At 69.9% G+C, this 18,018-nt stretch carries 17 protein-coding genes; 4 read left to right on the top strand and 13 right to left on the bottom strand.

Features of this window, described 5'->3' with window-relative positions; genetic code table 11:
• Positions 1–13 precede the first annotated feature (13 nt).
• Positions 14–2,581: a protein kinase domain-containing protein gene (locus J2S41_RS25895; RefSeq protein ID WP_310371318.1), complete on the top strand. Its 2,568-nt coding sequence runs from the start codon at positions 14–16 to the stop codon at positions 2,579–2,581.
• Here the strand turns inward: J2S41_RS25895 and J2S41_RS25900 are convergent.
• Positions 2,547–3,878 (bottom strand): TIGR04013 family B12-binding domain/radical SAM domain-containing protein, encoded by a 1,332-nt coding sequence (locus J2S41_RS25900; protein ID WP_310371320.1) that lies wholly within the window; start codon positions 3,876–3,878, stop codon positions 2,547–2,549. The genes J2S41_RS25895 and J2S41_RS25900 overlap by 35 nt on opposite strands.
• Before the next feature lie 89 nt (positions 3,879–3,967).
• On the opposite strand from J2S41_RS25900, the gene J2S41_RS25905 reads away from it, so the two are divergent.
• Positions 3,968–4,339, top strand: a complete 372-nt coding sequence (locus J2S41_RS25905; RefSeq protein WP_310371322.1) for a type II toxin-antitoxin system RelE/ParE family toxin — start codon at positions 3,968–3,970, stop codon at positions 4,337–4,339.
• Complete coding sequence (locus J2S41_RS25910; RefSeq protein ID WP_310371324.1) at positions 4,336–4,668, top strand: helix-turn-helix domain-containing protein; 333 nt, start codon at positions 4,336–4,338, stop codon at positions 4,666–4,668. The genes J2S41_RS25905 and J2S41_RS25910 overlap by 4 nt, the downstream gene beginning before the upstream one ends.
• 255 nt (positions 4,669–4,923) lie before the next feature.
• Here J2S41_RS25910 and J2S41_RS25915 read toward each other — a convergent pair whose 3' ends face one another.
• From J2S41_RS25915 to J2S41_RS25965, 11 genes are all read right to left on the bottom strand, one after another.
• Positions 4,924–8,016: a helicase HerA domain-containing protein gene (locus J2S41_RS25915; protein ID WP_310371326.1), complete on the bottom strand. Its 3,093-nt coding sequence runs from the start codon at positions 8,014–8,016 to the stop codon at positions 4,924–4,926.
• Complete coding sequence (locus tag J2S41_RS25920) at positions 8,013–8,630, bottom strand: hypothetical protein (RefSeq protein WP_310371328.1); 618 nt, start codon at positions 8,628–8,630, stop codon at positions 8,013–8,015. Before J2S41_RS25920 ends, J2S41_RS25915 begins: the two co-directional genes overlap by 4 nt.
• A gap of 24 nt (positions 8,631–8,654) precedes the next feature.
• Positions 8,655–9,605 (bottom strand): hypothetical protein, encoded by a 951-nt coding sequence (locus J2S41_RS25925; RefSeq protein ID WP_310371330.1) that lies wholly within the window; start codon positions 9,603–9,605, stop codon positions 8,655–8,657.
• Positions 9,589–10,881 (bottom strand): AAA family ATPase, encoded by a 1,293-nt coding sequence (locus J2S41_RS25930; RefSeq protein WP_310371332.1) that lies wholly within the window; start codon positions 10,879–10,881, stop codon positions 9,589–9,591. Before J2S41_RS25930 ends, J2S41_RS25925 begins: the two co-directional genes overlap by 17 nt.
• 320 nt (positions 10,882–11,201) lie before the next feature.
• A complete protein-coding gene (locus J2S41_RS25935) occupies positions 11,202–11,759 on the bottom strand; it encodes a radical SAM protein (RefSeq protein ID WP_310371334.1) in 558 nt (185 codons plus the stop codon).
• Positions 11,760–11,802: 43 nt separating this feature from the next.
• The gene (locus J2S41_RS25940) at positions 11,803–12,489 is read right to left on the bottom strand and encodes a nucleotidyl transferase AbiEii/AbiGii toxin family protein (protein WP_310371336.1); all 687 of its coding nucleotides are present in this window, start codon (positions 12,487–12,489) and stop codon (positions 11,803–11,805) included.
• An 11-nt stretch (positions 12,490–12,500) separates the two neighbouring features.
• Complete coding sequence (locus J2S41_RS25945) at positions 12,501–12,830, bottom strand: hypothetical protein (RefSeq protein ID WP_310371338.1); 330 nt, start codon at positions 12,828–12,830, stop codon at positions 12,501–12,503.
• A gap of 9 nt (positions 12,831–12,839) precedes the next feature.
• Positions 12,840–14,360: a tripartite tricarboxylate transporter permease gene (locus J2S41_RS25950; RefSeq protein ID WP_310371340.1), complete on the bottom strand. Its 1,521-nt coding sequence runs from the start codon at positions 14,358–14,360 to the stop codon at positions 12,840–12,842.
• Positions 14,348–14,797: a tripartite tricarboxylate transporter TctB family protein gene (locus J2S41_RS25955; protein WP_310371341.1), complete on the bottom strand. Its 450-nt coding sequence runs from the start codon at positions 14,795–14,797 to the stop codon at positions 14,348–14,350. Before J2S41_RS25955 ends, J2S41_RS25950 begins: the two co-directional genes overlap by 13 nt.
• Entirely contained in the window at positions 14,798–15,790 is a 993-nt protein-coding gene (locus J2S41_RS25960) for a tripartite tricarboxylate transporter substrate-binding protein (RefSeq protein ID WP_310371343.1), read from the bottom strand.
• Between the two features lie 119 nt (positions 15,791–15,909).
• Positions 15,910–16,230, bottom strand: coding sequence for a gamma-glutamylcyclotransferase family protein (locus J2S41_RS25965; RefSeq protein ID WP_310371344.1), 321 nt, complete (start codon positions 16,228–16,230; stop codon positions 15,910–15,912).
• Between the two features lie 121 nt (positions 16,231–16,351).
• On the opposite strand from J2S41_RS25965, the gene J2S41_RS25970 reads away from it, so the two are divergent.
• A complete protein-coding gene (locus J2S41_RS25970) occupies positions 16,352–17,563 on the top strand; it encodes a molybdopterin molybdotransferase MoeA (RefSeq protein WP_310371346.1) in 1,212 nt (403 codons plus the stop codon).
• On the opposite strand, the gene J2S41_RS25975 is transcribed toward J2S41_RS25970, so the two are convergent.
• Complete coding sequence (locus J2S41_RS25975) at positions 17,549–17,968, bottom strand: DUF2000 family protein (protein ID WP_310371348.1); 420 nt, start codon at positions 17,966–17,968, stop codon at positions 17,549–17,551. The genes J2S41_RS25970 and J2S41_RS25975 overlap by 15 nt on opposite strands.
• Positions 17,969–18,018 lie beyond the last annotated feature (50 nt).

An 18,018-nucleotide genomic window follows, 5' to 3' on the forward strand; every position in this document is an offset into this window, starting at 1 on the left:
CGCAGGGGGTCGCATGAAACCGCTCCTGCCGGGGGACCCGGCCCGGATAGGTCGCTACGAGCTCGAAGCGCGCCTCGGCGCCGGCGGCATGGGCGTCGTCTACCTCGGGCGCACACCCGGCGGCCGGCCCGCCGCCGTCAAAGTGATCAGCCCCGGCTACCTCGCCCACCCCGAGGCGCTGACCCGGTTCCGGCGCGAGGCCGACACGCTCCGCACGGTCCGCAGCGCCTACACGGCCGCGCTGATCGACGCCGAGCTGGCCACCGCGCCGTACTGGATGGCCACCGAGTACATCCCCGGCCCCACGCTCGCGTCCGCGGTCGCCACCAGCGGCCCGATGCAGGCCGTCGACGTGGTCCGGCTGATGGCCGCGCTCGCCGAGGGCCTCTCCGAGATCCACGCGCACGGCATCTGCCACCGCGACCTCAAGCCGCAGAACGTGATCCTCTCCGCCACCGGCCCGCAGCTCATCGACTTCGGCGTGGCCCGCGGCGCCGACGACGCCGGCCTCACCGAGAGCGGCACGTTCATGGGCACGCTCGGCTACACCGCGCCCGAGCTGATGGACGACGAGGACCTGACCCCGGCCGCGGACGTCTTCGCGCTCGGCGCCACCACCGCCCTGGCCGCCACCGGCCGGCGCCCGTTCGGCGGCGGCGCGGTCGAACGGGTCGCGCTCCGCGTCATCCGCGAGGACATCGACCTCGACGGCGTCGAGCCGCGCCTGGCCACGCTGATCCGCGCGTGCGTCGCCCGCGACCGCGCCACCCGCCCCACGCCGGACGCGATCATCGACCACTGCCGCGAGTGGCTGGGCAGCGGCGGCACCCCCTTCCCGGCGGCTTCCGCCGCCTCACGACCATCCAGCACGGGTACGCCGCCGGCCGCCCCGGTCCGGTCGCCGTCCGCCGCGAGCGGGTCGTCCGGCGCGGCCGGGGTTCGGGGTGCGGCGAGCGTCTCCGGAGGAGGCTCCGGCGGGGGCGGGACGAGCGACGCGGCGGCGTGGGCGGCCGAGTTCAGCCGGGCCACCGGCACCAACCCGAGCGCGTGGGCACCTCCCGTCCCCGGGCAGCCCGCGTCCACAACAAGCGCCGACCGGCGGACCGGCGCGGCCGACGCCGGCAGCCCGCAGCAGGGGAATGTCGCCGAGAGCGGCGACGGTGCGGGCAGCGTGACCGGTGCCGGCGGGAGCGGCGGCCCGGGTGGTAGCTCCGGCCCCGCAGCCGCCGCGAACCGCGGAAGCGACTCGTCCGCTGGTGGTACGGGCGCGGCGGTCGGCTCAGGTGGCACGACCAGCGAGGGCAAGTCGCGTGACGCGGGCGCGCCGAACAGCCCTGGCACCGCGACGAGCGAGCGCGAGCCGCGCGACGCGGGCACCGCGAAGACGGCCGACGCCGGCATCCCGAACGACACCTCAGCGGGCGGGACCGACCCGCGCACCGCGCGTGGCGGGAACACCCCGACCGGCATCAGCACCCCGGCCGGCCCGAGTACCGAGGCCAGCCCAGGTATCGCAGCGGGCTCAAGTACCGCAGCCGGTCCAGGTACCGCAGCCAGCCCTGCTACACCAGTGGACCTGGGAAACGCCGCAAGCCCTACTGGTGCAGCGGGCCCACGAAACGCCACTAACCCGAGCACCGCAGGCAGCCCGGGCACCGCAGGCAGCCCCAGCGCCACAGGCAGCCCCAGCACCACAGGCAGCCCCAGCACCACGCCCATCCCGACAACGACGGGCAGCCCGACAACCGCGGGCAGCCCGACAACCGCGGGCAGCCGGAGTATCGCAGCCAGCCCTGGTACCGCGGCTAGCCCAAGTATCGCGGCTGGTTCGAGTGCCGCCGGGACTGCGGGTGGTCAGGGCGGCGCCGGGAGCGGGAGTGCCGCGGAGAAGGGGGCCGGGCGGCACGCCGGGCCGGGGAGTCCGCCGGAGGCGGGGAGCGGTGGGCCGGGTGCGGGCGTGACGGTGGAACCCGCTCGCGGCAGCGGGTCCAGCGGGGAAGGCCGACGGCGTACCCCTGGAAAGATTTTGATCGTGGTTGCCGCGGCCGTGGCCGGGGTGCTGATCGCGGTCGGTGGCACGTTCGCGGTGCTCAGCGGGTCGGGCGCGGAGCAGGACGCGCCCGCGGATGCCGCGGGCGTGCCCGCGCCGATGTGGAGCCTGGGCCTGCCGCAGACGGCGCCGCCGGTGGCGACGCTGCCGCCGTCGCCCAAGGCGCCGGCGGTGAGCACGCCGACCAGCGCCGACGACCGCTGCATCCAGGCGCCGGCCGGTGGCGGTGGCGTCGGGGTGGCGGCCTGTGACGGGTCGGCCGGGCAGCGGTGGGGCTACGACGAGCAGGATCGGCTGTGGTACGCGGCCGGTGCTGGCGCCCGGTGCCTGATCGTGCGCGTGGACGCCGGCTTCGACGTGCGGCTCGGCGAGTGCACCGACGCCGCCCCGCGGTTCGCGCACCAGGCGAACGGCACGCTCCGGCTGGCCGGCACCGACCGGTGTCTGACCATTCTGGACACCGCACTGCTCTCGGCCCAGCCGTGCACCGGCGCACCTACTCAGGTGTGGCGGATGCCGGCTCGGTCCTGACCATCGGCAGCAGCGTGCGGCTGCGGCCGGGGCGCGGGTACGCCTCGGCCGCCGCGGCGAGACGCTGGGCGTGGTCGCGCTGCTTCTGCCAGTGCCCGTAGAGCGCGCCGCGCCGCGACAGCCGGTCCACCTCGCTGATCGTGGCCGGGTCGACGTCGCCGGGCGGCGCGTCCCGCCACGGCGTGCCGGGCAGCGGCATGAACGTGTGCGCGTGAATGCGCGCGCCGAGATCGGCCAGCTCACGCGCGAGCCGCAGCGAGTCCTCGGTGTCCTGCCCGTCCTCCCCCGGCATCCCGAAGATCATGTCTACGTTGATCCGGAACCCCTCCTCGACGCCGAGCCGCACCGCGCGCCTGACCTCCTCGACGCCGTGCCCGCGCTTGGCCGACGCCAGGATCCGGTCCGACCCGGACTGCGCCCCCACGATGATGTTGTTGTTCGCGCAGTACCTCTTGACCAGCCGCAACGTTTCCCGGGTGATGTGCTCCGGCCGGATCTCACTCGGAAACGACCCGAAGAACACCCGCCCACCCGGCCCGATCCCCTCCCGGCAGGATGCCAGCAGTTCCTCCACCGCCGCGAGGTTCGGCTCCTCGGTCTGGCTGCCGTAGCTGAGCGCGGTCGGCGTGATGAACCGGACGTCCCGCAGCCCGCGCTCCCGCATCCGGTCCACATGCCAGCGCACGTTCTCCACGCTGCGGTGCCGGAACCGCGCGGAGAACATGAACGGCGTCTGGCAGAACCGGCAGGCGTACACACATCCGCGGGTGATCTCGAGCGCGTTGAACCGGTCCCACTTCAGGGCGAAACCGGGGAAGTCGTCGAGCGGGCGCTGCCGCGCCTTACCGGTCCTGACGAGCTTGCCGGTGGCGTCGCGGTAGGCCAAGCCGGTGATGCCGGTGGGGTCGCCCTTGGCGTCGACCAGGCTGATCAGCGTCGACTCCCCCTCGCCGATGGCGGCCATGTCCCAACCGGCGTCCAGGGTCTGCACCGGCTCGGCCGTGGCGTGCACCCCGCCGGCCAGATGCGTGACGTGCGGACCGTCGGCCAGCGCCCGGATCTGCTGGAGTTCCTCGGCCAGCGCCGCCGCGTCCGGCGAGTAGAACGACCAGAGCACCAGCACCCGGGTGTCATCGGCTTCTCGGATGTGCCGGGCCGTCTCCTCGGTGCTCTCCCCGAACCGGACCTCGAACCGGGTCGCGGTCTCGTGCTCACCAAGCGCGCCGAGTAGCGCGTGGAAACCGTAGGTCACCGCCTTGCGGTAACGCAGCACCAGAACCAAGTCCAGACCAGCCATGCGGCGATTTTGCCAGCACCTGCTGGTGCGACCGTCGCCGCACCGAGACTACTGGCCACGGAATATAAGTTCTCCTAATACTCGAAACCATGTGGGAGGTAGTGCTCCATCCCGAGGTCGAAGCATGGTTTCTCGATCTGTGCCGCACCGACTCGGAGACCGCGGATCTCATCTCCGAGGCAATCGACGTGCTTGTCGCCCAAGGGCCGGCTCTGGGCCGTCCGTTGGTCGACCGGTTGAGGGGCAGCGACCTCCACAACATGAAGGAATTGCGTCCGGGCTCCACAGGGACAACCGAGGCTAGAATAATCTTCGCGTTCGATCCGGCACGCGAAGCCGTGTTCCTCGTCGCCGGCGACAAGTCGGGCCGATGGCAAGCCCCATACCGCGAGGCGATCCCCTTGGCCGATGTCCGGTTCGCCGAGCATCTAGCGGCGCTGAAAGAGGAGGAGCAGTCATGACTGAGGCAGCCAACTGGCGCGAGGTCAAGGCCAAGGCCCGCGCCATCGACCCGACCTGGGACAGCAACGACCGAGTGGCCCGGCGTCAGCACATGCGCGAGCAGATGCTCGCCGCTGTCAGCGGCGCCCAGCTGGCCGACATCCGGCAACACCTCGGCATGACTCAGGCGCAGCTCGCTGAGGCCGCCGGTCTCTCACAGGCGCGCATCAGCCAGATTGAGAATGGTGACGCGGTGGGGCTGGACACTCTGCGCGCCTACGTCATCGGACTCGGCGGACACCTCGACATCGTCGCCCGAATTGGCAACATTCAGCTCAACGTGGCCTAGGAAACGGCGACTCTCCCTCGCCGCTCCGTTGCCCCAACCGCTACCGGGCCGCAGCCACCAACGCCAAATCCCTGCCATGGGCAACCGCACTTCGCCCAAGTCTCCACGACGAGGGCCACCCGGAAGCGACGGAGCACTGCCACGGTCTCGCCGGCGCCTGATCCGATGGGATGCTGCCGAGCAATCTGCCCAGCCGCAGCAGGAGGCCTCTGCCGTTGCAAGCAGGTTGCGATCGGCCCGACTTCGTCAGGTGGCTCAGCGCCGTGCCCTGGCAAGCACCTCCTCTGCGCTCAGGGCGCTCGGCGGGTGGTGACTCAAACTCATCGGCACGGAGATCTTACTGAACCCGCCGCTCTCGTCGGACAGGTAGAAGGATCCTGGCTTCAGGCCTGACACATCGATGGGCTCGCTGAAGCGACCTTGAAGCAACTGTCGCACCGCCGCTATCTGCGCCGGTGCCTTGATGAGACCGTAGAACTGGGTCGCCGCGTTGCCGACGATCTGATTGTGGATGCCTCGCGGAGCTTGCGTGGCGAAGATCAGTCCCAGACCGTACTTGCGGGCTTGGCTGGCGAGCGCAAGGGTGCTTTCGGTGGCTGCCGTGGTGAGACCTGAGGGTGCGATCGTTTGGGCCTCGTCCATCACGAGCAGCCCGCTCAGCAAGTGGCCGCTCGCAGGGTGCGCTTTTATCCAGGTCATCAGCCCCATCTGAAGTTGGTTGACGAAGCTCTGCCGCTGCTCCTCACTGCTCAGGCCGATCAAACTGATTACCGAGATCCGGGCGCGCACGCCCGGTGATGGGGCCAGGAGCGCGCCCGGAACGAGCGGGGTGCCCGCACCGCCGAAGAGCGGATCATTAATGCAGGCGGCGGTCAGGGTTTGCGCCATGTCACTAGCAATGTCCACCGACCGTTCCAGGGAGGCCACGTCTTCGGGCAGGTCGGCCAGCAGAGCTATGAATTCCGCCAGTGACCCGCCGCCTCGGTGTGCGAAGTACGCCAATGCCTTTCGCAGAATGGCTCGCCCGCGGTCGGTCCGGGCGGTGTTTCCGGAGAGTCGCGCGCGAGGCGCCAGGGCAGCAACCGCGATGTCGAGGCCGATGGCGAGGTCATCCGGGTCGTCCAGAACCGTTGTGAGATCGGGCAGTGGTTGGAGAGTAAGTGGCCTGCCTGCCTGACGGCGCGGCGTCCAGACGATGACCTCGGTCTGTTTCAAGTACGCTGCGGCCAGCGCCGCATCGCCCGGGCCCCATCGGGTGGGCGGCTCTGGCCACGGATCGCCGAGCCGGGCAAGGTCGTTGTTCGGATCGAGAACGATGCTTGACACGCCGCGTAAGGCGCACTCCTCGATCAGCCGCCGGATCAACACGGTTTTGCCTGATCCGGAACCGGCGAAGATTGCTACGTGCTTGCGCAGCGACTCTATGCGCATAGTCACCGGCGTTCCGTCCTCAGCAATACCCAAAGCGACCGTTCTGCCGTCGATGACCGGCTCGCCGAGAGGCGGGTCCGGGCCGTCATGCGTCGAGGAGGCAGCGTTGCGATTAACCGCCATCTCACCCAGTATCTGGCCCATCAGCACCGTGCCGCCAGCCGGCCGCCTAGCCATGAGCCATGCCGTCAGCATTTTGCTGGGCTGCTCGAGCAGGACGCGTAGAGCTGCGAATACCTTGAGGTCATCCGGCGATGGCGTGATGATTCGACCTCCTGCTGCTTCGAATCCTTGCCACGTTTGGGTGGTCGCCGGACCACTCGACCAGTGTGTACCCGCGGGGCGGAGGATGACAGCAGCACGCTTCGCCACGTGGGAGTCGAGGGCAGCAGCTCGCTTCAAGCGCTCGATCCGGGCGATGACCGAGCGGTGGTGCTCCTTCGCGATGCAACGGATCGACCAGTGCTCCTGGTCATCGGTGTCGGGGTCAAGGAAGTGCCGCAGCATCGCATGGAAGACCGGAGTGGCCCCGGAGCCGGCCTGAACCTCGTACTCGTTAGCGGCGCCCGTTTCAATCACCCACGCACGAAGCCCGGCGGTGAGCAGTGACGGCATCGCCGCGTCTTCCGTCTCTGGCGACAGCGCGGCGTCGACCGACGCCTCCGCCACTAGCGTCGCAAGCCGCTCGTCGAGGGCGATCAGCTCCGTGTCGGACGTCCTCGGCGGCTCGGTTTGGGCATCCTCTGTCGCGTCCCGGAGGTCGGCTAGCGGCCGGATCTCATCAGCGCGCAGGCAGGATCGGATGTGCCAGTCCACCCGCTGCAACAGCATGCGTGGCGTGAAATCCCGCGCGTGGCTGAACGCGTCCTTCGGGACTGGCCACGTCGGGTACGGCGGGGTGAATCCCAAGTGCTCGAACGTCGCGGCGAGCCGCCGGGCTACCAGCCGTCGGGCGAGTTCGGCCGAGGGAAGGCGATGGAGCTGAGTCTCTCGCCGAAATCGGTCTGGAACTGAACCTACGGCATGGTCACGGATCAGGTCCCAAGATCGGCGTAAGCAGGCAACCAGCAGGACGGTACGCCGCAGCGACTGGCGGATCTCCATCAAGCCACTGCCCAGTTGATCTGCTAGCGGCGCCAGCACTATGTCGTCGTCGTGGGACGTGCGGGATTGCGCAAAAATCGTGTCGATCTGATCGAAGGCCAGGGCTATCGGTCCGGTAAGAGCGAGGATCCGGGACATAGATTCTGCGGTTTCGCGCGGTTCCGCCGAAGCGACTGGAAGGCCCCAGCGTGCCCAGTCCTCGGTTGCGTCGTCCAGACGAGACTCGAGGTAAGCCTCGCCGATGTCGGTGATTCGGGGGTCGTCGGCCGCCAGCATTGTCACAGCCCGCAACGTCGTCCCGAACATCTGGCCCGAGCCGGGTACCAAGCGCCGAACCGCTCGCTCGAATCCGATCAGCGCGGAGGGGGTGAGGGCGATGGTCCCGGCCACCCGGTCGCGGGTTTCCTGATCTACTTTGGCAAGGTCGGCCAGGCGCGTGAGTAGCAGTTGCAGCTGGGTGCCGGTCCGGCCGGGGCGACGGAGGTCCTCCACGAAGGTGTGCACAATGTCGGGCCAGAACTCTCGTCCGCGCGTCAGACCTGCCAGCAGGAAGTATCCGCCCTGGCCCTGAACATATTCGCGGGTCCAAGACAGCAGGTGTGTCTTCCCTGATCCTGGCTGCCCTTCAACCACGATGCCGAGTGGGCTCTCGTCGTCATCTGCAGCGGCTTCGCGAACGGCGGCTCGGATGATTCGATAGACATCTTCGTTCAGACCAGTGACATGCGCTTCGGGTGGCTGCCACACACGGGAGGATGTCGGCGCCCAGTTGAACGAAATAGCATCCAGTGCCCGGCGCTCGTCTTCCCTCATCGGTCACTCACCAGAATCAGGTGCATCTGTTGTCCACTGAGAACAACTGCGGCATCCCGCGCCTCGGCCGTGAGCGCTGCCCGGTCCGGATCAGGTTCGAGCTGAATGCGGCGCTGGCGATCCATATCGATCAGCGTCCGGTCTACTTCACCGCGGTCCGTCACATCGAGGTGCTTGCGCAGATCCGACAGGCTGACCGTCCCACCGGGTCGGCTCACCAGATTCCGGTAGGTCGCGAGGATGCGGTCCGGCAACGACGGCGGTGGAACGCCGATATACGAACGGAGCTCCGGCAGCGAATCGGGCAGCGTACGGGCGACGAGCTGCCACGTGGCGTACAAGATTCGATCGGTGGGTGTGGCGCCGTCCGGCGCCTCGGCCGACAGCTCGGTGCGGCACCGTCGCAGCCCCGCATCGGTCAACTGGTGCGCGTAGGCGTTGTGCGCCGCGCGCGTCCACGTGATGAATCCTCGCCCGTCAAGCTCGTTACGCTCAGTCGCCTCAATCTTGAAGCCGAAGCGTTCGTGAATGACGCGGTTGGTGGTGGCGTCGGGGTGGAACACGAGAGCGATCAGTGCCCGACGCGCACGTGCGGAGAGCGGCTTGTCCGTCATGGTGAGCTCCTTCCGGGAGTACGGTCAGACGAATGCATCTATGGCGGCAAGCAAGGCCCGTAGCTCGGCGGCGGCATCAGGGTCGACGGCCTCGAAGTCAGCCACCGTTAGCTCGGACCGCAGGCGGAAGAGAGTAGCCAGGACATTGCTGCCGAAGCCCTCGCGGAGGATCGCCATGTCGTCGTCGGGGACATCGGCGAACTCCTGGCGTTGGCTGGCAGGTATGTCATTGCGAAATCCCTTTTTCATGTCGTAGACAGCGCGCTGCCGGGGAAGCAGGCGCTTCAACGCTTGAGTACGGAGGCTGGCCGCGTCACTGTTTCCACAATGTTCGAGTACCAAGTCGGGCACATAGTTCTCGGCCTCTCGCCAGGCCAGTAGGTGCACGTAGGCGCAGTGTTCGGCCAGGCTCGCGGCCTTCTCAACGTTGCCGACCGCGTCCAGGGTCATCCGGTCGCTGTCGAGGAGCGCAATCACTCGGACCAACCGCCGGAATTGTTTGGCCGCCTTGGCGGCTACCCGTGGCATCCGGCCGCTGCCGCCGCTGTGTTGAACTCTCAGCCAACCCTGCTGATGCGCGCGACGCAGCCGGTCCGGACCGAAAACCGCGATCAGCGTCGCGAGGAAGTAGTCGCCGTCGGAGAACTCATCCTCGACCACGACGACTGCTGACTGGCCGAGGTCTATCGCGAGGTCTACCAGATTGTCGGCGTCCACCACGACGGGACTGCGCTGGCCGATGCCGGTCCATGCCGCTTCACGCTTCGAGGCCAGGCGCGCCAACGAAGCATAGGTTTCGGCGAGGGACGGGAAGTGCAGCGGCACAAACGCAGCGAAGTCGTCAACGGTGAATGGATCGATGACCCAGTCGTGCCGGCCGCTGTCGAATGTCTCCAGCAGGCCGAACACCGCTTGAACAGCCCGTTTCCCCGGCCGGCGCACACGGAAAACCTCACGGTCAATCGCGACCCGCATTCTCGACCCTCCTTTCTCGCTGCGCCCGCACCAACGCACGCGTCTCGTCGTAGTCCTCGGTGAACACGCCTTCGGGCCAGTAGTCGACGTTGCCGTCCGAATCGATGTGGATCGGCCGGATGACAGAACTGCGGTCTGCGCGATCGACGAAGTGAACCGCAACGGTGGTGGGATCAGCCCCGAATCTCCCTTCGGCGATCCGACGGCGAAGTCGGAGAAGGAACGTCTCGCTGTGTGTCTCGATGAGGAACCTCGTCGACGTATCTCGGACTGCCTTCAGGTACACGTCGGCGAGCATCGCGTGCGCGGCGGGGTGCAGATGGAGCTCGGGCTGCTCGACGATTTCCAGTACCGGCCGCTGGCCCGGCCTGATTTGGTCGATCGCACGCTGGACGAAGATCGGAAGCATTTGCGCGATGCCGGTGCCGGTGTCGGCTAGGTTCACTTGGACCGAGGGATCAGCTTCTGAGGTCAAGACGATGGCCCATGTTCCGAAGCGGTCGACGGCATCGACCCGCCACCCCGGAAGATGGCCGGCCATGGCTTCATTCACTGAGCGGATCAGGCGACTCCCGTCCCAGGCGCGATCACCGGCAAGGATGGCGGCGGCGTGCTCGCCGGTCGCTCCGACTTCCGTTTTTGTGCGACCCGGCAACCGGTAGCGGCGGTGCGGCCGGTCACGGAAGGGCCCGAGGTAGCGAATGTCGGGATAATGGTCGCGGATCTGGCGGCCCACGCTCACAAGGCTTTCTCCCGCCACCGGTTCGTCGATCAGGCGGTGCGGCAGCAGCCCCTGGAACTCGACGGCGGATCGCGACACGTGTCCGTCAAGGTAGGCGTCATAAACCGGGAAGCGATCCGTCTCCGGGATTTCGGCAACCCGCACCAGACGGCCCATCGACGTCCCGGTTCGGAACAACTCGAGCGACTCAACGACTTCACGGTGCTTCTGTGGCAGATGGCGGACACTCGCCGTCATCTGGTAGAGATCCTCCGCCGCCCGAACCGCGACTTCCACACCGATGCCTGGGTCAGCCGCTTGTCCGCCGTGAATCAGATCGACAAACGATTCGAGCAGTTCCTCGTCGATCTTGTCTATGTCCACCGGTTCGAGCGAGTCGGTCTTGATGCCGCCGCCAAGGATGACCGGAGCGCGGACGAGGGCGCTCTTGCCGGCGTTGTTGCGGCCGAGGACCACGGTGATCGGCCGGAGCTCGATGGACTGCCGGCTGGCGAAGCCCCGATAGTTAGTCAAAGCCATCCGCGCCAGAACCATGCCGCACACGCTAACTAGTAGCGAGCCGACTCCTCTACGTAGTTGGCAGAAGATCGGACGGTTCGGCGAACAAGACAAAAGCGACTCAATTGCATTGCGGGCAAGCAGCAGCTACGTCGACGCGCTACATCGATGCGGTGAGCCAAGGCGTGGCCGCGGCCGCACTACCGGGACCGGGCAACAACACCGACGCCTCCGCCTGCAACGACATCCGTCAAGCCACCCCATGGGACCGCCTGGTGGCCGTATCGCTCCGGACGATGGCCACACCGAGATCAGCAGGAGTCAGTCCGCTTGCTGACATGTAGTAGTTCAGGTTGCTACGGGCAGGCGTACACGCACCCGCGCGTGATCTCCAGCGCGTTGAACTTGTCCCATCTGAGGCCGAAGCCCGGGAAGTCGTCGAGCGGGCGCTGCCTCGCCTTGCCGGTCTTCCTCACCGCGCCGGTCGCGTCCCGGTAGGCGAGCCCGGTGATACCGCTCGGGTCGCCCTTCGCGTCGACCAGGCTGAGCAGTGTCGACTCCCCCTCCCCGATCGCCGCCATGTCCCACCCGGCATCCAGCGTCTGCACCGGCTCCGCCGTGGCGTGCACTCCGCCGGCCAGATGCGTGACGTGCGGCCCGTCGGCGAGCGCCCGGACCCGCTTGAGCTCCTCGGCCAGCGCCGCCGCGTCCGGCGAGTAGAACGACCAGAGCACCAGCACCCGGCTCCCCGCCGCCTCCCGCACGTGCCGCGCCGTCTCCTCCACGCTCTCCCCGAACCGCACCTGGTACCGGGTGGCGGTCTCATGCTCCCCGAGCGCCCCGAGCAACGCATGAAACCCATAGGTGACCGCCTTGCGGTAACGCAGCACCAGCACCAGCTCAGCAGCACCCATCCCGCGATTCTGCCAGTCGCGTCGAAGGGTGCCTGCCGGCGCGTCAGTCGAGGTAGGCATCCCAGTCGTCGTCGGAAGGTCCGACCGGTCCGGCCTCGCCGGCCGCGAGACGAGCGCGGATGTCGGACTCCCACTCGACGGCCCACCGGCAGAGCGTCGTGATGTCGGCGCCGGTCAGTCCGTAGGCGGCGAATCCCCGCTCGTCCAGTTCCTCCGCCGCGCCGAGCCGGTCGGCGAGGTCCTCCAGGGCGAAGCCCGCGGTGTGTCGGGCGGCCAGTTGTTCGAGTTCGCGCCAGCCGTACCGTGCGTGCGCGGCGTGCACGTCGATGAAGTCGCGGTGCGCCGCGCGGTCGTACAGCGCGCGGACCTTCAGGCCGACGGCGTCGTCGAAGGCGAGGACCGGACCGATGCTGAGCTGCACCGGCGGCCCGATAGCCTCCTTGAGCAGGTCGACCTCGCAGGTCCAGAAGTCGTCGGACACCAGCAGACGGGCCATCCGAGGCGTTGCCTCGACGAGGTCGGCGGTGTGGCCGGCTTTGCGGTACGCCTCGGCGAGCCGCTCGGCGACCAGCGGCAGCGGCAGCGCGGTGGCGGTCGCGAAGTCGATGTCGCGCGACGGCCGGTCGACGATCTGGTGTGCGGCGAGGGCGTACCCACCGGCCAGGACCAGGCCCAATTCCGGACCGGCCGCGAAGCCGACCCGCAGTAGCGCCTTGTGCAGATCGTCCACCGCGGTGCCCGTCAGCCGGCAGTGGCCAGGTCGGGAAGCCGTGCCTCCCAGAGTGCGACCAACTGCCGTGAGGTCAGCCGCCGGATGCGCGGCCAGTCGCGGCGCAGGAGGTCAGGATGTACGTACGTGATGATGTCCTGCCGCTGACCGCAGTTCAGCAACGTCCGATACAGGGTCAATCGCTGACGGTGATCGGTGATGTCGAACTCGGTGGACCCGGACCATGCGAGCCGCACCGGCAGCCGCACGACGCCGCGATCCGGCCCGGCGAGGAGATCCAGCGCCTCCGGGATGCGCTTCTCGGCCCCGATCAGCCGGGACGGCAACGGCGTGGTCGTCACGCCCACAAGCTACTCCTCCTCGGTGAAGACGGTCTCGCGGCGGCGGCGGATGGCGGGGAGTGTGACCAGGATGATCGCCGCCGCGGTCAGGGCCAGCAGGGTGGCGGAGATCGGGCGGGTGAGGAAGACCAGGGCGTCGCCGCGGGAGATGATCAGGGCGCGGCGCAGGTTCTCCTCGAGGAGGGGGCCGAGGACGAAGCCGAGCAGCAGCGGCGCCGGCTCACAGCCGCAGCGGATCAGGACGTAGCCGAGGAGGCCGAAGAACGCGATCGCGTAGACGTCGTACGCGTTGAAGCCGAGCGAGTAGGTGCCGATCACGGCGAACAGCACGATCATCGGGAACAGCACCTGGTACGGCACGCGCAGCAGGCGCACCCAGATGCCGATCAACGGCAGGTTGAGCAGCAGGAGCAGCAGGTTGCCGATCCACATCGACGCGATCAGGCCCCAGAACAGCGCCGGCTCGTCGTTGATCACGTTCGGGCCGGGCGTGATGCCGTGCACGATGAACGCGCCGACCATCAGCGCCATCACCGGGTGGGCGGGCAGGCCGAGCGTGAGCAGCGGGATGAACGATGTCTGCGCGGCCGCGTTGTTGGCCGACTCGGGGCCGGCGACGCCCTCGATCGCGCCGTGGCCGAACTCCGCGCGCCGCGGGGAGATGCGCTTCTCGACCGCGTACGACGTGAATGAGGCCAGCACGTGGCCGCCGCCGGGGAGCACGCCGAGCGCGGCGCCGAGGCCGGTGCCGCGCAGGATGGGCCCGACGATCCGGCGCCGGTCCTCCCGGGTGGGCCACAGGTGGGTGACCGCGCCGATCGCGGCCGGGCGGCTCCGCTCGTTCTCCAGGTTGCGCAGGATCTCCGCGATGCCGAACATGCCGACCGCGACGGAGACGAAGTCGATGCCGCCGTACAGCTCGCGCTGGCCCAGCACGAACCGGGGCGTACCGGTGTAGATGTCCTGGCCGACCGTGCCGAGCAGGACGCCGAGCGCGATCATCGCCAGCGCCTTGAGCACGGAGCCGCGGGCCAGCGCGATGGACACGACCAGGCCGAACAGCACCAGCGCGAAGTAGTCGGCCGGGCCGAACCGCAGCGCGAGGCCGGCCAGCGGCGGCGCGGCGACGGCCAGGGCCACGGTCGCCACCGTGCCCGCGACGAACGAGCCGACCGCGGCGGTGGCCAGGGCCGGGCCGGCGCGCCCGCGGCGGGCCATCTCGTGGCCGTCGAGCGCGGTGACGGCCGCGGACGACTCGCCGGGCAGGTTGATCAGGATGGCCGTGGTCGAGCCGCCGTACTGCGCGCCGTAGTAGATGCCGGCCAGCATGATCAGCGCGGTGACCGGCTCGAAGCCGAAGGTGATCGGCAGCAGCATCGCCACGGTGGCGGTCGGGCCGATGCCGGGCAGTACGCCGACGGCCGTGCCGAGCAGCACGCCCAGGAAGCAGTAGAGCACGTTCTCGATCAGCAGCGCGGTCGAGAAGCCCAGCGCGAGGTTGCCGAGGAGGTCCACGCCTACCCGCCCCACAGCGGGATGCGCACCTGCAGCCCGACGACGAAGATCAGCGTGGCGGCCGCGGTCAGCCCCGCGGTGACGGCGACGGCGGTGAGCGGCCGCACCCGCCGGCTGGCGAGCGCGGTGAGCAGCGCGGTCACCACCGAGGCCGGTACGAATCCGAGCGTGCCGACGGAGAGCCCGAAGAACGCGACCGCGGCCGCGATCAGCGCGATCGCGCGCCAGGGCACCGCCTCCCAGGTGATCACCTCACCGGCGACCAGTCCCTTGACGACGATCGCCAGCCCCAGGCCGGTCACGATCGCGCCGACCAGCAGCGGGAAGTAGCCGGGGCCCATCCGCAGCGCGGTCCCCCGGTCGTAGCCGAGCGCGCCGGCCACGAAGGCGGCGCCGATCACGACGAAGACGCCCCCGGCGAGCACGTCCGGGAGGGACCGCCGCCACCGCATCTAGGAGGCCTCGACGCCGGCGTCGGCGATGACCTTCGCCCAGGTGGTGAGCTGCTCCTGCAGGTGCGCGCGGTGCGCGTCCGGGGTCGCGTCCGCGGCCGCGACCGGCGCGGTGCCGAGCTTGGCCATCTGGTCCACGACCGCCGGGTCGGCCAGCGCGGTCTGCAGCGCGCCGGACAGCTTCCGCACGACCTCCGCCGGCGTGCCGGCCGGTACGTACAGCCCATGCCACACGCTGACCCGCAGCGCGGGCATGCCGCTCTCGGCCGTGGTGGGCACGTCCGGCAGGCTCTTGACCCGCTCCGGCGTGGTGACCGCGTACGCCTTCACCTCGCCCGCCGCGATCTGCCCGCTGGTGTTGGTGGTCTGGTCGCACATGAAGTCGACCTGGCCGCCGACCAGGTCGGTCAGCGCCGGCCCGGTGCCCTGGTACGGCACCTCCTGCACCTGCACGCCGGCCGCGGCCTGGAACAGCAGGCCGCACAGGTGGGACGCCGCGCCGATGCCCGCGTTGGCCAGCGTGACGTCGGCCGCGTTCGCCTTCACGTGCGCGGTCAGGTCCGCGAACGTGGCGGGCGGGAAGTCCTTGCGGGCCACGACCGTCATCGGCACCTCGGTCACCAGCCCGACCGTCGCGAAGTCCTCCAGCGGCCGGTAGCCCAGGTTTTTGTACAGCGCCGGCGCGGTGGACATGCCGATGTGGTGCATGAGCACGGTGTAGCCGTCCGCCTTCGCCTGCGCGACCTCGCCGGCCCCGATCGTGCCGCCCGCTCCCTCCACGTTCCGCACGACGATCTCGCCGCCGAGCGCCGCCGCCATCGGATCCGCGATCATCCGCGTCACCGTGTCCGTCGGCCCGCCGGCGCTGAACGGCACGATGATCGTGATGTTCTCCCCCGGGTAGGCGTCACCGCCGGCACCCCCGCCGCCGTCGGAACAGCCGGCGACGAGCGAGCCGACCACGAGCGCCACCAACGCCCGCCTGCTGCGCATGCCCATGTCCTGACCTCCATGCCGTACGGCGGCGATGATTTATCGACGACCGTATTCACCTGTGAGGTTGATCACTAGGGCGCGCGCCCGGCTGTCACCGAACCGCGATCAACGGTTGGTCAGGCCGCGACGTAGACCCAGGCGCGCACGCCGGACCCGAGCGAGACCAGGATGCGGTGGTGATCGTCGATCTCGTAGCGGTCGGCCACGGCCAGCTCGTCCTCGGTCACGTCGAAGACGGTGCCGTCCACGCCGTCGGCGTCGTCGCCGGTGTGCCGGACGACGGGGTGGTGGCTCGGCGGCACGTCCGGGTCGGCGACCTCGAGCAGTTCCGCCGCGTAACCGGGCAGCCGATCTCGGCGTCCGTCCAGCTCGCGGCCGAAGTTGGCACGCTGAACGGCCGGATCCTGCAGGGTTCCGTACGAGAAGAGCAGCGGCATGCCGCGATGCTGACACAGCCGGGTAACGCCCGCGCTAACGACGGTTTGGGCGATCCCGCTCTCCGGGGCAATACTCAGCGAAAGATCAACCAGGCAGTTCGAGCGGATCCGAGGTCACGCCGTGCCGACGTCGCCGGGCACCGACGCCCACCCCCACACCACGGCGCCGGGCGTGCCGGCCGACCTGCCCTGGCACCGCGCCCACCGGCTGGCCGCCACGCTGCCCGTACCGCTTCCCGCGGAGCGGGTGCCGCTGGACCGCGCGCACGGCCGCACGCTGGCCGAGCCGGCCGTCTCCGCCGCGCTGCTGCCCGGCACGGACACCGCCGCCATGGACGGGTACGCGATCGCCGGCCCTGCGCCGTGGCGGATCACCGGCCGGGTCCTGGCCGGCCATCCGGCCACGGACGTGACCGCGATGGCGCCGGGCACCGCCGTCGAGATCGCCACCGGCGCGCCCGTCCCACCCGGCGCGGGCGCGGTGCTGCCGATCGAGCTCTGCCTGGTGGAGGGCGACACGGTCCGCCCGTCCGAGACCGGGCCCGGCCGCACCCACATCCGGTACACCGGCGAGGACCTCACGCCCGGCCGGTTGCTCGCGCCGGCCGGCGCCCGCGTGACGGCCACGCTGACCGGCCTGGCCGCACACGCCGGCCTGGACGAGCTGACGGTCCGCCGGAGCCCGCGGGTACGCCTGATCGCCACCGGCGACGAGGTGATCGGCTCCGGCGTCCCCGCCCCCGGGCAGGTGCGCGACGCGCTGACCCCGCTGCTCACCGCGCTGCTCGCGGGCACCGGCGCCACGCTGGCCGGGGCCGCGCACGTGCCGGACCGGGCCGAGCTGCTGGCGGAGTCACTGACCGGCACGGACTGGGACGTTGCGGTGGTGACCGGCTCGTCCTCGGTCGGCCGCGCGGACCATCTCCACGGCGTGCTCACCCGGGCCGGCGCGCGCTGGCACGTCGACGGGGTGGCCTGCCGGCCCGGTCACCCGCAGGCACTGGCCCGGCTCGGCACCGGCCAGTGGGTGGTGGGGCTGCCCGGCAACCCGTACGCCGCGCTGGTCGGCGCCGTCACGCTGCTCCGCCCGCTGCTCGACGCGCTCCAGGGCCGCACCCGGCCCGCGCCGCTGCGGCTGCCGGTGGCCGGGAAGGTCCACCCGTACGACGGCGGCACCCGGCTCGTCCCGGTGCACCTGACCGGCGGCCACGCCACCGCGATCCAGGGCGCGCGGCCGGCCAGCCTGCTCTCCGCCGGGACCGCGGACGCGCTGGCGGTGATCCCCGCCGACTGGACGCCGGGCGCGCCCGCCGACCTGTTACCCGTGCAGTGACGCGCCCTTGAGGATCTTGTCGACCGCGTTCTTCGGCGCGTGCAGGCCGATGCCGACCAGGTTCAGGTCGTCGCGCTTGACCCCGGCCACCGCCTCCCGGTTCGCCGCGTCGTGCCCGGTGGTGAACAGCTCCTCCGTGAAGATCGTCATGGGTACGCCGCGGGACAGTGCCCGCCCGTGCGCGGCGGTGAGCAGCGCGGCGTCCCCCGCGAAGACCAGCACCGGCTGCCCGAACATCGGTAGGTAGGCGGTGCCGTCGGCGTCCGCGTAGGGCTCGCCGAGCAGCGACGGCCGCGTGCCGGCGAGCCCGCTGATCAGGAAGGCGGTGACGTTCAGCCGCTGCCAGGTCAGCAGGTCGTCGCGGAGCAGAACAGCAATCTTGGTGTCGAACCGGACCGTACTCATGGGCACAGTCTCGTGCCGGGCCGAGGCGGTGGTCTTGTACGTTTCTCACC

The sequence above is a fragment of the Catenuloplanes atrovinosus genome (genome assembly GCF_031458235.1).
GTDB classification, from domain to species: domain Bacteria; phylum Actinomycetota; class Actinomycetes; order Mycobacteriales; family Micromonosporaceae; genus Catenuloplanes; species Catenuloplanes atrovinosus.